At 63.1% G+C, this 12,867-nt stretch carries 11 protein-coding genes; 6 read left to right on the top strand and 5 right to left on the bottom strand.

What is annotated here, in order from left to right; all coding sequences use genetic code 11:
• The first annotated feature begins 165 nt into the window (after positions 1-165).
• Entirely contained in the window at positions 166-1,461 is a 1,296-nt protein-coding gene (locus tag ACH196_RS13255; protein ID WP_396647373.1) for a lipopolysaccharide biosynthesis protein, read from the top strand.
• A gap of 236 nt (positions 1,462-1,697) precedes the next feature.
• On the opposite strand, the gene ACH196_RS13250 is transcribed toward ACH196_RS13255, so the two are convergent.
• Positions 1,698-2,561, bottom strand: coding sequence for a DUF6492 family protein (locus tag ACH196_RS13250; protein WP_396647482.1), 864 nt, complete (start codon positions 2,559-2,561; stop codon positions 1,698-1,700).
• Positions 2,562-2,825: 264 nt separating this feature from the next.
• Between ACH196_RS13250 and ACH196_RS13245 the strand changes: the two genes are divergently transcribed.
• From ACH196_RS13245 to proC, 3 genes are all read left to right on the top strand, one after another.
• Positions 2,826-3,860, top strand: coding sequence for a glycosyltransferase family 2 protein (locus ACH196_RS13245; RefSeq protein ID WP_396647372.1), 1,035 nt, complete (start codon positions 2,826-2,828; stop codon positions 3,858-3,860).
• On the top strand, positions 3,829-5,217 hold the full coding sequence (locus ACH196_RS13240; protein WP_396647371.1) for an O-antigen ligase family protein: 1,389 nt from the start codon (positions 3,829-3,831) through the stop codon (positions 5,215-5,217). Before ACH196_RS13245 ends, ACH196_RS13240 begins: the two co-directional genes overlap by 32 nt.
• Positions 5,218-5,283: 66 nt before the next feature.
• On the top strand, positions 5,284-6,096 hold the full coding sequence (proC, locus tag ACH196_RS13235; RefSeq protein ID WP_396647370.1) for a pyrroline-5-carboxylate reductase: 813 nt from the start codon (positions 5,284-5,286) through the stop codon (positions 6,094-6,096).
• 85 nt (positions 6,097-6,181) lie between these two features.
• Here the strand turns inward: proC and ACH196_RS13230 are convergent, their stop codons facing one another.
• Together ACH196_RS13230 and ACH196_RS13225 are read right to left on the bottom strand one after the other, a co-directional pair.
• Positions 6,182-6,763 (bottom strand): histidine phosphatase family protein, encoded by a 582-nt coding sequence (locus ACH196_RS13230; protein WP_396647369.1) that lies wholly within the window; start codon positions 6,761-6,763, stop codon positions 6,182-6,184.
• 16 nt (positions 6,764-6,779) lie between these two features.
• Positions 6,780-8,102, bottom strand: coding sequence for an NAD(P)H-dependent oxidoreductase (locus ACH196_RS13225; protein ID WP_396647368.1), 1,323 nt, complete (start codon positions 8,100-8,102; stop codon positions 6,780-6,782).
• Between the two features lie 279 nt (positions 8,103-8,381).
• Here ACH196_RS13225 and ACH196_RS13220 point away from each other — a divergent pair, with 279 nt between their 5' ends.
• Entirely contained in the window at positions 8,382-9,539 is a 1,158-nt protein-coding gene (locus ACH196_RS13220) for a phytanoyl-CoA dioxygenase family protein (RefSeq protein ID WP_396647367.1), read from the top strand.
• A gap of 313 nt (positions 9,540-9,852) precedes the next feature.
• Here the strand turns inward: ACH196_RS13220 and ACH196_RS13215 are convergent, their stop codons facing one another.
• A complete protein-coding gene (locus ACH196_RS13215) occupies positions 9,853-10,800 on the bottom strand; it encodes a LysR family transcriptional regulator (protein WP_396647366.1) in 948 nt (315 codons plus the stop codon).
• A 44-nt stretch (positions 10,801-10,844) separates the two neighbouring features.
• Here ACH196_RS13215 and ACH196_RS13210 point away from each other — a divergent pair, with 44 nt between their 5' ends.
• Entirely contained in the window at positions 10,845-11,477 is a 633-nt protein-coding gene (locus ACH196_RS13210; protein WP_396647365.1) for a YybH family protein, read from the top strand.
• A 58-nt stretch (positions 11,478-11,535) separates the two neighbouring features.
• Here the strand turns inward: ACH196_RS13210 and ACH196_RS13205 are convergent, their stop codons facing one another.
• On the bottom strand, positions 11,536-12,417 hold the full coding sequence (locus ACH196_RS13205; protein WP_396647364.1) for a LysR substrate-binding domain-containing protein: 882 nt from the start codon (positions 12,415-12,417) through the stop codon (positions 11,536-11,538).
• Positions 12,418-12,867: the final 450 nt, after the last annotated feature.

Below are 12,867 nucleotides of genomic sequence, written 5' to 3'. Positions count from 1 at the left end.
CCGGCAAGGATCGATCCGTTAAGGCACCCTAAACCGACATGGGAAACAAAAGGTTAATTCCGAACAACCGTCAATGGCGATCTGGTTGAATTTATGCAACTTTGGATTGCTGTTGCGATGCCGCCCGGAACGGCGAATTAATCATTCCAGATTAGTGTCGGCATCATGGCCGACCCTGCCGATACCTCGCGAAAGCGCCCGCTTTCGCGGCTGGTAGCGCTCCTTTCCGAGCGTCGCGGCCTGCTGCGCGACTATATGGCGGCGGTCAGCGGCGCCGGCGGGCGGCTGGTCTTCTCGCTCGCCTATTTCATCTTCCTCGCCAACACGCTGTCGCTGGCCGATTTCGGCGTGTTCGCCACCGCTTCGGCCGCCGGCGTCATGTTGTCGCGCATCCTCGGCTTCGGCTTCATCTCGGCGCTTTATCGCGTCGCCACCATCCGGCCCCGGCTGATCGGAACCTTCACCGGCGGCTTCATCCTGCTTTCGGCGCTGTCGCTGCCAGTGCTGGCGCTGGCGTCGTTGCTGACCTTCGCGCTGTTCTTCGACGGCCTGCTGCCGCTCAAAGTGTTCGCGATGGTGATTGCCGCGGAGGCGCTGCTGTGGCGGCCGGTCGAACTGGCAATCATCGTCAACAACGGCCTCGGCCGGTTCGGCAAGGCCTCGCTGCTCACCATCCTCGGCACCGCCATGCGCGCGCTCGCAGCTGGCGTCTTCATGCTGCAGGCAGACGTCTCGCTGGCCAACTGGGCGCTTTATTACCTCGCCGCCAACGCCGCCGTCTTCCTGATCGCGTTCGGCATCTTCTACCCGCGCCAGCGGATCAAATTCCGGCCAAGACTTTATTGGCGACGCCTTGCCGATTCGCTCTACGTCGCCGGCGCGGAGATACTGTTCTACCTGCAGATGGAGTTCGACAAACTCGTCGTCCTGGCCATCGGCGGCGCGCATCTCGCCGGCATCTATGCCGTCATCATGCGGCTGGTCGACCTGACCGCCATCCCGATCCGCACCTTCACGATGATGCTGGTGCAGCGCATGATGCGCTCTCCCGCCATGCTGTCCAGCCTGAGACTGCGCGCCGGCATCGAGCTGGGCGTCTTCGCCGTCTCGACCGCGGCGCTCTGCGCGCTGGCGCTGGTGCTGTATTTCTTCCCCAACGCGCTCGGCCGCAACATCGCCCAGGCCGCCGGGCTGGTCATCCTGGCGCTGGCGATCCCCGGCGCGCGCAATCTCGTCGAATACCAGGCCGAACTGCTTTTCGCCCGCGGCCAGACGGGGGTGCGCGCCATCAACCTTGCCCTGCTGGCAGCCGCCAAGGCCATCCTGCTCGTCATCCTGCTTGAACATACGACGGAGGCCGCCGAGCTGATCTGGTCGCTGAACCCTATGTTCGCGATCCTGTACCTGACATCGGCCGCCCTCACCTATTCGGCACTGCGCATGCGGGCGAAGAAGATCTGAGCGATATTCTTTTTGCAACCCGGAACCGGCCACGGCACGTCGGCGCATCGGCGCCAAGGAGGCCTTCCGGCAGGCGAAGGCAGCTGAAACGCGGCTCAAAAGCTGTTTTGTCATGCTTCCGAGGGGTCAATGTCATGCCGTAACGCAGCGTACTCCGGTCGCTCTTCGGCAACCCGATGATATCGCTTCATTTTCCAAGCATGACACGAGATCGGTCCGCATTGGATTTCGGGAAATTATGCAGCCAAAACAAGGCGTCGGATGCGCGACACGTCCGTGCCGATGAAGGATTGCATGCCGATGGCCACCTGCTCCGGCGACATGCCCGCCACGAAGGCGCGGAACTCGTCGTCCGACAGCGCGGTGCCGTACCAGAGGACGTTGCAGAACTCCCGAGAATCGTGGAAATGCCCTTTGCCTTCAATCACTTCGTCGACATAGCGGCCGTAGATCAGGCATTCGGAGAATTTGCGCGCCGACCCGATCGCCGCAACCCAATGGCGATGATTGACCGCCTCGATATGCCTGCACATCGCCAAAACCGTCTCGCGGTCCCAGGCGATCAGCGTGGTGATGTAGTCGTGGCCGACATCGTTTTTCGCCTGCAATCCCAGTACCTTACCGGCATTGGTCGACCAGATTCGCTGCTGGATGTGGCCGTCGAGGCCCTCCTCGCGCAACGCATGGTCGCGGCGGAACAGCCGCGTCCTGCCGTCCCGCCGGAAGACGGAGAAATCGAAAGGGCGCAGGAAAGCCACGTCGGAATCGCAGAAAACCAGAACGTTTTCAGGGACATGCGCGGCAATCGCGATACGGCGCAACTGCTGCACATGCCAGCCGCGCAGCGGCTGCGTGCGAAAACTGAGCCATATGCGGCGCTTGAAGCCGCTCAGTGGATCGTCGAAACATTTCAGCCACTTAGGCAGCAGATCGCGCTCATCGACCACCGTGCGTTTCGGTGTCTCCAACTGGCGGAACAGGGCGACGTCGCGGCCTTCCACGAGGATGTAATGATGAGCGATTCCAGTGACATGGCTGTCAGCGGTCTCGCAAAGCAGCCGGCAGCGCTCGAAGTCCGGCGCATAGCTCGCCGTCACCATCGCCGCCCTCGACGGGTCCTCGACGGCCGGAGCCGCCGATGTGGTAGGGTCTGCGGACGGGAAACGCTTGTTCATGCAGGGATATTGTGCTGCGCTGATTTGGCGAACAAAAGATGCATTCCAGACCTGCGGATGCTCCCGCTTCCTGATCGACACGCTAGCTGATGCCGATGAAATTTTGATAAAACACGCATATGATCGGTTACTTGCGAGCGGTTGTAGCCGACATCGCCCAAGGTGTTTAACGAATCCTTATAACCGCCGATGCAATCTCACCCCGCTCCACAAACCGCGTCGGAAACACCGGCTTTGCCTGACACCCCCACTATAACGATCGAGGCGATCTCGCCCGATCTCGATTGCGAAGCCGTCGAGGTCGCGGTCACCGTGCCGACGTTCCGCCGGCCGCAGCAGATTCTCGATACGCTCGCATCGATTGCCGCGCAACGCACCAGCCGCCGCTTCGCCATCGTCGTCATCGAAAACGACGCTGAAGGCCGGCAGGGTGTCGATGCCGCCGCGCCACGGTTCCTGTCGGGCTCTCTTGAAGGCATGGTCATCATCGCGCATGAGCGCGGCAATTGCTGTGCCTACAATGCCGGCTGGCAGACGGCGCTGGAGCGCTTCCCCAATCTCAAGGCCATCGCGGTGATCGACGACGACGAGATCGCCGATCCGGAGTGGCTGGAGCGCCTGTGCGATGCCGCGGCCAATTTCGGCGCCGATATCGTCGGTGGGCCGCAAGTGCCGGTTTTTGCACAATCGTCGCATCAGCAATGGGCGGATCATCCGGTGTTCGCTCCGCCCTACCGCGTCAGCGGCAGGGTGCCGGGGCTTTTTTCCTCCGGCAATCTCCTGGTCTCGCGGAGCGTGCTAGACGCGATGGAGCGCCCCTTCCTCGACCTGAAATTCAACTTCATGGGGGGCGGCGATTCGGATTTCCTCAGCCGGGCCGCGCAGCGCGGCTTCAAGCTTGCCTGGTGCGCGGAAGCGATCGTGCGCGAAACGGTGCCTGCGCGGCGCGTCGAAGCCGACTGGATCCGCGCCCGCAGCCTGCGCAACGGCGTCATTTCTACATTGGTCGAGAAGAAGAAGCGCGCCGGGACTCCCTTTGCCAATACCAAAGTCCTCCTGAAGAGCCTGGCGCTGCTCGCGGCGTCGCCACTGCGCGGCACAATTCGCCTGCTTCGTACGGGTTCGCCTTCGGTCGGCCTTTATCCGGTGTATGTTGCTGCCGGACGCGTCATGGCCGAGTTCGGATACGCCAATGAGCAATACCGTCAGCCCGAGAAGAACTAACCCGGTCGCCTTTTCCTCGCTGCTGTCCTCGGCGCATCTGCCGACGGTCATCGCCACCGGCTTGCTGACGATGCTGATGATTTCGTTCCAGCCATTTCCCTCTGGCAGCGGGAACGAGCCGGAACTCGGCGCCAACATGATCAATCAGCTCGGCTTCGGCACATTGGGAGCAATCTCGATCTTCTCGCTGGGCTGGCTCGCCACGCCGCGCGTCGTCTCGGCGCTGTTCAGTTTCTCGTTCCTGCTGATGATCGGCTTCGCGATGCTTTCGGTGGCGGACGCCACCAGCCCGTCGGCCGCGATGCGGGCATTCTCGTTCACTCTTATCGGCATATTGGTCGTAGCCGCCGTACTCGCCATCCCGCGCGACGCCGACGCCTTCTCGACGGTGCTGTCGGTCGCCGGTCTCACCGTCGTCGCCATCTGCTACATCGGCCTGGTGCTTTTACCGGACGTGGCGAGACATACGGCGGCCTCGATGGAGCCCCAGCATGCCGGCCTGTGGCGCGGCGTCTTCTCGCACAAGAACGTCGCCGGTCCGGTCATGGCCTGCCTGTCCTTCTGTGGGCTCTATCTTTTTCGGCGTGGCCGCAAATGGTCAGGCGCGATCCTGTTCGTCTCGGCCTTCATCTTCATGGCCAATACCGGCTCCAAGACCACCGCCGGCCTCGTGCCGGTGGCGATGATCGTGGTCGCCGCGCCCGGCCTCTTCGGCGTTCGCTCGATCGCCGCCGCCCTTTTCTGGATCGCCATCGCCGGCACCGCGGTCGCCACGCTCGGCACTGTCTTTATCGATCCGCTGAAACAGTTCGTTTCCTGGAATTTTCCCGAAATGACCTTCACCGGCCGGACGACGCTCTGGGACTTCGCCGGCGAGATGATCATGAAGAGGCCGTGGGTCGGCTACGGCTATGACAGCTTCTGGGGAACCCCGTTTCTGGAATCGATGAGCCAGCCCTTCGACCGCGACTGGGACATCCGCACCATCGTCCACGGCCATGATGGCTATCTCGACATCGCGCTCCAGATGGGCCTGCCGGGGCTCGGCGTGGCGGTCTGGGCATTCCTGATCACGCCCGTCGTCGACTATCTGCGCATTCCCCGCTACCGGGAAAACGTGCTGCTCGGCGACCTGTTCATGATGATCCTGCTGTTCACCGCGCTGAACGCCTTTCTGGAGAGCTTCTTTTTCCGTCGTGCCGATCCGGTCTGGCTGTTCTTCGTCTTTGCCGTCATCGGGCTGAGGCTCGCCGCCCGTTTCCCTGCCGTAAAATCGCGGCCCGAGACAGCCGCTGCCGCGAAGCTGCCTCCGGTCGCTCGCCCGCAAGCGCTTGGCGCGGCAAGGAATCCCCGCTAGACGATGCGGCGCCGCGCTATGGCGGCGTATCCAGGCCGGCGGTCCGGCAAATCGGGGAACGACTTCATGACCATCCAGGCGGTGCTCGTCGGCTGCGGCAATATGGGTTATGCGATGCTCTCCGGCTGGCTGAAATCGGGCCGGCTGGCTGCAGCCGACGTTTTTGTGGTCGAGCCGAACGACGAGCTTCGCGCCCGTGCGGCGGCTCTCGGCGTCGCGACCGGCGCCGGCGCGGAAAACATGCCCGAAGACGCCGCGCCACGCCTGGTCATCCTCGCGGTGAAACCGCAGGTCATCCGGGACGTCACCGCCGGCTACCGACGCTTCGCCGGCGGCAAGACGGTGTTCCTTTCCATCGCGGCAGGCACGCCGGTCAAAACCTTCGAAGAAATCCTCGGCCCCGTGCCGTTCGTGCGCTGTATGCCGAACACGCCGGCGGCGATCGGCAAGGGCATGATGGTGGTGTTCGCCAATCCGCGCGCGGCCGAGGCCGACCTTGCCTTTGTCAAGGACCTGCTCGCCACCAGCGGCGCGGTCGCAACCATCGACCACGAGGGCCTGATGGACGCGGTCACCGCGGTTTCCGGCTCCGGCCCTGCCTACATTTTTCATTTCATCGAATGCCTGACCGCTGCCGGTGAGAGCGCGGGCCTGCCGGCGGAGACGGCAAAGCTGCTTGCGATGCAGACGGTGTTTGGCGCCGCCAGCCTTGCGGCCGAAAGCGGCGAGGAGCCTGCCGTGCTGCGCAAGCAGGTGACCAGTCCGAACGGTACAACGGCTGCAGCTCTCTCTGTGCTGATGGGCGAGGACCGGTTGAAAACGCTGCTCACCGAGGCTGTCGATGCCGCGCGGGTACGGTCGGTGGAGTTGGGGAAGTAGGGCTTTCGCCGATCAACTCAGTGGAGCGTGTCGCGAAACGTCGTCGTCCTTGCCACCGACGACTGTGACCGCAACTGACCAGGAGCTATCGCTGGTTCCATCTGCGAACCACCGGCTCGCTGAGATCATGCTCATAGCCGAGCACGCTGATGCTGGCGGTGTCGAGAACGAAGCAGGCGCCTTGTTCAGGCGGCAGGCCAAGCCAACGCGCGGCGAGCACACGCAGGAAATGGGCACTCGAAAACACAAGCATGTTGGCCTCGACCTCGCGGAGCTGGCTGACAATCCGGTCCGCCCTGGTGCCGACATCGGACGCCTGCTCACCGCCCGGGCATCCGTCACGGAAAAGGCGCCAGCCGTGACGTTGCGCCATTATCTCCTTGGTCGTCAGTCCCTCGTAGGCGCCGTAGTCCCATTCGGCCAGGTCATCCTTTTTGAGGGCGCCTTCGCCAAAGCCGGCCAACACGCAGGTGTTGAAGGCGCGTTGAGACGGGCTCGACCAGACGGCTGCGAATGACGGGCCTTGCAGGCGATCGCCGAGTTGCCGGGCGGCCTGCTCGCCGGCTGGTGTCAATGGAATGTCGCTCCGCCCGGTATGCTTCCCGGACGCGCTCCATTCGGTCTCACCGTGTCGGACGAGGTAAATCTCGGGAAAAGCGCTGGCCATTTCTGCCCCCCTTGCCCTACCCAGCCGCCCCAGCGGGGTGCATCGCATCCTGAAGCTTGCGCAGGGCATAGAGCCGTGTCGTCTTGTCCGGCACGGCATTGTCGGTGGTCAATAGTTCGCCCTTGCGGACCGGTTTCAAGACCTTGCCGCCTTCCAGCAGGCCGACCGGTACAGCGTTCTTCGCCCGCGCCTCGCCCGCCGTCATCGTCCAGGAGCGGTAGCAGGTCTCGCCGATCGCATCGAATGTCTCGCCAGCCATGAGGTCGCGCTTGGCCACCGCGCAGACCTCGGCCACCGGATAGGGCAGCGGCACCATGTCGGGCTTGCCATGCAGCACGATGCGCGCCGCCGTCAGCGGCACTTCCAGCGAGGTGAGATGATAGGGCCGGAAGAAGCTGTAATACGGCCCCTTGCCGACATGCAGATCGTCCATGCGCTCGATGATGCGCGGATGCGTCGCCTCGACGATGACGAAGACGCCAGGCGCCACGCCCTTGCCGATCGTGTAGTCGACCACGCCCTTCCTGGACAGGATGCCGCCATCCTCGCGCGGGATCAGCACTTTCACCATGTTATCGCGGTCGGCATTGGGGCCGTGCATGCCCGGCACATCCGGCACCAGCCCGGTGGCGTTGGCGATCGCCGCCATCTCCACCATGGTTTTCGAGCCGTCGACGAACTCGACCAGCATGCGCGGGTTCATGTTGCGGCGCTCGGCTTCCTCGCGATAGTCGTCGGGCACCGCGTCGTGGTTCAACGGGTTGTTCTTGCCCTTGCCGGCCGAGACGATCGTGTAGCCCAGCGCGCTGGCGAACTCGATCAGTTCCATGCAGGAGGACGGCTCGTCGCCGGCGCCGACGGAATAGACGACGCCCAGCCGGTCGGCGGCGCTCTTCAGGTAGCGGCCGATGGTGACGTCGGCCTCGACATTCATCATCACGACGTGCTTGCCGTGCTCCATCGCCATCAGGTCGAAATCGGCGGCGACGCCGGGTTTTCCCGTCGCGTCGATCACCACGTCGATCAGCGGGTTTTTCACCAGCATCTCGTTGGAGGTAATCCCGATTTTCCCAGCCTCGATCGCCGCCGTCACCTTTGACTGGGTATCCGCCTCCGCCGCCATCGCATCGTCGCCATAGGCGATGCGGATCGCCTCCCGCGCCGTATGCGGCCGTCGCGTCGAGATCGCGCAGACCTCGACGCCCTTCATCAGCATGCCCTGGGTGACGAGGTCGGTGCCCATCTCGCCGGAGCCGATGACGCCGATGCGCACCGGCTTGCCGGCGTCGGCGCGCGCCGCAAGCTCGCGACCTAGCCCGGTGAGCGCGACATTGGTCATGAAAAGCGTCCGAGAGAGATCGTCATGTCCTGCCCCAGCCGTATTTGAGCCCGGCTTCGCGCTGATAGCAGAAAAAGGCGGCCCAATGTCAACCGATCGGAGGTCGGCGGACAACACCCCGGCCTATCCCGGTACGCCATGCCTGCACTGTGATAGCGACCGGCGGTGCGCCGTCGGCATCGGCCAGCGCGAAAATTGCGGCGGAACGGAAATTACGGTAGCAGTCCGCGGGCCGGCCAACGCTGGCGGACCGCAATTCGCATCGGGGACGGACGCCGTATGGACAAACTGCTGATAGACGCAAGGATCGACTCGGTGCGCCTCGAACAGGCGGCCGCACTCGACCTCGAATACAATATCGACAGTTACCTGCCGCCGTCGTGGACGACCCGCCAGATGGTCCAAGGCTACAAACGCTATATTCTCAACGGCAACACGGAGAACGACGACTATTACAACCTGCGCGTCGCGTTCAGCGAAACCGAGGGCCGCAGCCACAAAGTATTTTCCGACGTCATCGCGTCCTACATCCGCAAGGAAAAGTATGACTATTCCAGCACCATGTTTTCGCGCCACGACCTCAAGACCCCCGCAGCCAAGCGGCCGCCGGACGCCGAATACTGGGACAACATCCGCCGCACCGCGCTTCATCACCTCAAGAACCATGGCTATTGGGTAGCGAAGTTCGATGCCCCCCAGCGCCTTGTCGAAAGCCTGAAAAGCAAGGTGATGGGCAAGTTCGGGGCCGAGCAGGACGCCGCCAAGCTGCAGGCATCGATCGAAGGCACGGCCGGCGCGATACGCCAGTTCAAGTCGAAATCCTCCTGGCTGCTGACGTTCGAGGAAATGTACGAGCTTGCCGCCGATCCCGTCCTGCTGTCGATCATGCAGAGTTACATGGGCGTGCCGCCGATCTTCAACACGCCGGTCTCCTTCCTCAACTCCGCCGCCAAGGCCAGGACCGAAAAAGATCTTTCCGACACCGCGCAGCTCTACCACCACGACATGCACCGGCTGAGCTTCGTGAAGCTGTTCGTCTACCTGACCGATGTCGGACCCGGCTCAGGCCCGCACACGCTGATCCCCGGCACGCATCTTGAGCGCCCTGCCGCGCTATGGAAGGATGGACGCCACTCGGACGAGGATGTGGCGCGCGACGGACTGCTGGAGAAGGAGGTGCGGATTACCGGCAAGGCCGGCACGCTGTTCCTGGTCGACACGCGGGCGCTGCACAAGGGTGCCGAGCCGGAAACAGAATGGCGGCTGATGGCGCAGGTCCAATACACCAACTCGCTTTTCGGCTATCCGCTCCTCGACAGCGACCACAAGCTCGAAAGCGCGGCAAGGTCGCAGAACCAGGACATCCAGGAGGCGGCAGCGCTGGTGCGCAAATATGTGGACAGAACCGGCGTCCGGTTCATGCAGAACTATATCTGAGGGATTTTCCGCCGTCGGCAGGAAGTGATGTTCCCGGTCGAATTGGGACTGATCTGAATTGCCTCGATCAAGCCGTCAAGTCTGACAATCGACAGGGCGAGCGGCATGAGCTGCACCGGATTTTCCGGGGCTGTTTCGTTTGCGTCATGCGGCGACGGCTGGCCGATCCGGTATGGCGCGGTGACACTCCCCCGTCTGGTCCGATAAGTGTTGCCGATGGGTTCGACCGGTCGGCAGCCTTGACCGCAAGTGGTGGCCAGTTGCTCGACATCAGCGCCGGCCACCTGCACCAAGCAAGTTCAACGCCGCGATTTCATGGAGCGGAGCCGACTTCCTCGAGCAGGGAGACAAGCCAGGCGATACCGGCGTCCCGCATTGCAACTTGCGGCGTGACAACATTCAGGCTGAAGCAGCCCAGCGGAATCGGCGCCTCGACGCCAACGACGCCGAAGCGAGCCGCGTGCAACTCGACAAAGCGGCGCGGCAATGCGGAAACGAAGTCGCTTGCGGACAGCACCGCAAGCGCAAACATGAAATTCGGCACTGTCAGGGCCACACGCCTCGATAGGCTCCGCTCGGCCAGAACATTGTCGACAAACCCATACGGGTCGCCCGCCTGCGAAACCACGAGGTGCTGCAGGCCGCAGTAATTCGAAAGGCTGGGTTCGTCGGCGAATTTGTGTCCGGCGCGCGCGGCGATGACGAAATCCTCGTCATAAAATGGGTGGCGTAAGAAACGGACCGGAAAGTCGTCGTGAGGGATGATGGCTACGTCCATCACGCGCGCTTCCAGATCGGCGACAGCATCCTGCCAGGCGAGACCGGGTGTCGGCTCCCCCTGGCGCGGCAGCAGTTGCCGGATGCTGACGGCAATGCCAGGCGCCGCATGGGCCAGTTTTTCAAGGAGCGGCGGCAGAAACACGGACGACACGCCGTCGGGCGATCCGATCGTGTAACGGCGTGTCGATGTCGCGGGATCGAACGGCCCGGCAGTGGCAACCACGCTGCGCACCTGCGACAGGATATCGGCGATGGGTTCGACCAGTCCTTCCGCACGTTCGGTAGGAACGACGCCTTTGGGCGTCCTCAAGAACAACGGATCACCCAAGAGTGAGCGCAAGCGACCGAGCCCGTGGCTTACAGCCGAGGGCGAAAGGTTGAGACGTTGCGCCGACCGTCCGACATGCCGCTCCTCGATGACAATTTCGAAGAGCACCAGCAGATTGAGGTCAATCCTGGATAGATCGATTTCATGCAGCATATTGCTGAAATCATATCACTGGATTCAGTGAATGGGAAATGGGAATGACGGCCATCGGGCAACTGGCCCGCACGATCTATACGCAAAGAGGATTTCCCATGTTCACTGTCGCGGACGCTCCGACACTCGATACCAAAACGAAGCGGCGCCGGTCGAAAACGATTTCGCGACGCACGGCCATGACATTGGCGCTGGCCGCGCCACTGTCCGTTCATTCCGCTCAGGCTTCGTCAGAGGCAGATGGAGACGCAGCCCTTGCGGATATCATCCAGCGGACCAAGGAACAGGCCGACGCCTTCATGTCGGGAGACATGAAGAGATGGATGGGCCTCATACGCCTCGCCGACGACTTCACCTTGATGCAGCCGTTCGGCGGCCCCGCCAGCCATGGCTTCGACGACAGCCCGGAGCATCTCGCCGAACTTGCCGCCTATTTCCGCAACGGTGGCGGCACGCTGGAGGTGGAGAAGTCATATGTTTCCGATGACATGATCGTCCTGGTGATGATCGAGCGGCAGCATGGCGAGGTCGGCGGACTGCCCGATCAGGAATGGTCGCTGCGCGTCACCCAGGTTTACCGCCGCAATGGGCAGGTATGGCAACTGGCGCATCGGCACGCCGACCCGCTCGTCAACAAGATCAGCCTGGAGCAGGCCGCCGCGCTGGCGCGCGGCTGACCAGGACGGCGCGGAACGAGACGGCGGTTATGCCACGCACTATTGGAGCAGAGTCATGTCAACGCGACGAGATCAGCAGTTCGGCCCTCGCCGTTGCGAACGTAATGAAGCTCCGCACCCGCGCCGGCACGAAGCGCTGGCGCGGATAGACGAAATACAACGACCTCGGCGGGGTCGAGTATTCCGGAAGGACGCGCACCAGCGCCTGCTGGCCGCGCCAGGCCTTTTCCAACGGCGACGGCAGATAGCCGATGCCAAGGTCCAGGTCCATGAAGGCGCGGCTGACATGGAAGTCGTTGGTCGTGATCGGCGCGTCGAGCGTCACTTCGACAATCTCGCCGCGATAGAGCATCTTGCCGCCGCGGGCGAAGCCGACGATCTGATGATTGGCGAGATCGTCAAGCGTCTGCGGCGTGCCGTGCCGATCGAGATAGGCCTGGCTGGCGTAGAAGCCGCCGTCACCGTCCAGGAGTTTCCGCACGATCAGACTGGAATCCTTCAGCGGGCCGACACGGATGGCAAGGTCGATGCTCTCGGCGACCAGGTCGGCGATCCGGTCCATCACCAGCACCTCGACCTTGACGGCGGGGAATTCCTGCCGGTAGCCGGCGATGAGTTCGGGCAGGAGAGTACGGCCCAGAGCGGTCGGGCCGGTGATCCGCAGCGTGCCCGTCGGCTCGTCATTGTCGGAGGCGAGTTCCGCTTCGGCGGTCTCGATCTCCTGCAGCGCGGTGCGGCAGCGGTCGAGATAAAGCTCTCCGGCTGGCGTCGCCCGCAATTGCCGTGTCGTGCGCTGGATAAGCGTCGTGCCCAGACGCGCCTCGAGCGCAGCCACCTTGGCGCTGACGGTGGTCGTCGGCATGCCGAGCGAACGGGCAGCCGCAGCGAAGCTGCCGGCCTCCAGAACGCGGACGAATACGGTGATCTCATCGATGCGCATAGGGCATTATGCAAAATTCTGCACGGTGAATCCAGTTTATGCCGGCTAATGCAGGGACGCCATCAGAGGTAGAAGCCGTGGCTGAAGGGAACTACTGGCGGGTGTTTTACGCAGCCCGGCCTGGCGTTGCCATGGTCTGGGCCGATCGAAGCTAGGAACACAGAGAGACAAGAGCAAACGCAGTTCTTGAAATCGTCGACCGGGTAAGCGCCCCTCCGGCGCCGATCCAAACCACCGTCAGCAAGGCGTGCCCGCGGCTCCATCCTCCGCGGAGGCGGTGCCGGAGGTTTGCCCGAAAACCCGGTCACGCTTGGCCACGGCGTAGCAGGCAGGCGGCGAAGATCCCGTTGAAATGCCGGCGCCCGCTATGTCGCGGCCGCTTTTGTCAGGAGAGATATCGTGGACTTCTGGACGGAAACCATCGGCTTTTTAGGCAGCGGCTTTGCCGTG

Source organism: Mesorhizobium sp. IMUNJ 23232 (genome assembly GCF_044326205.1).
Taxonomy (GTDB): Bacteria; Pseudomonadota; Alphaproteobacteria; order Rhizobiales; family Rhizobiaceae; genus Kumtagia.
The sequence above is the reverse complement of the archived record's forward strand: the minus strand, read 5'-3'. Positions and strand labels throughout refer to the sequence as shown.

Excerpts from the sequence above, each read along its gene's own strand:
- ACH196_RS13225 (WP_396647368.1), bottom strand. The coding sequence starts at position 8,102 with ATGACCAATGTCGCGCTCACCGGGCTAGGTCGCGAGCTTGCGGCGCGC.
- ACH196_RS13205 (WP_396647364.1), bottom strand. The coding sequence starts at position 12,417 with ATGCGCATCGATGAGATCACCGTATTCGTCCGCGTTCTGGAGGCCGGC.
- ACH196_RS13220 (WP_396647367.1), top strand. The coding sequence starts at position 8,382 with ATGGACAAACTGCTGATAGACGCAAGGATCGACTCGGTGCGCCTCGAA.
- ACH196_RS13255 (WP_396647373.1), top strand. The coding sequence starts at position 166 with ATGGCCGACCCTGCCGATACCTCGCGAAAGCGCCCGCTTTCGCGGCTG.
- ACH196_RS13210 (WP_396647365.1), top strand. The coding sequence starts at position 10,845 with ATGACGGCCATCGGGCAACTGGCCCGCACGATCTATACGCAAAGAGGA.
- ACH196_RS13215 (WP_396647366.1), bottom strand. The coding sequence starts at position 10,800 with ATGCTGCATGAAATCGATCTATCCAGGATTGACCTCAATCTGCTGGTG.
- ACH196_RS13230 (WP_396647369.1), bottom strand. The coding sequence starts at position 6,763 with ATGGCCAGCGCTTTTCCCGAGATTTACCTCGTCCGACACGGTGAGACC.
- proC (WP_396647370.1), top strand. The coding sequence starts at position 5,284 with ATGACCATCCAGGCGGTGCTCGTCGGCTGCGGCAATATGGGTTATGCG.
- ACH196_RS13245 (WP_396647372.1), top strand. The coding sequence starts at position 2,826 with ATGCAATCTCACCCCGCTCCACAAACCGCGTCGGAAACACCGGCTTTG.
- ACH196_RS13250 (WP_396647482.1), bottom strand. The coding sequence starts at position 2,561 with ATGGTGACGGCGAGCTATGCGCCGGACTTCGAGCGCTGCCGGCTGCTT.
- ACH196_RS13240 (WP_396647371.1), top strand. The coding sequence starts at position 3,829 with ATGAGCAATACCGTCAGCCCGAGAAGAACTAACCCGGTCGCCTTTTCC.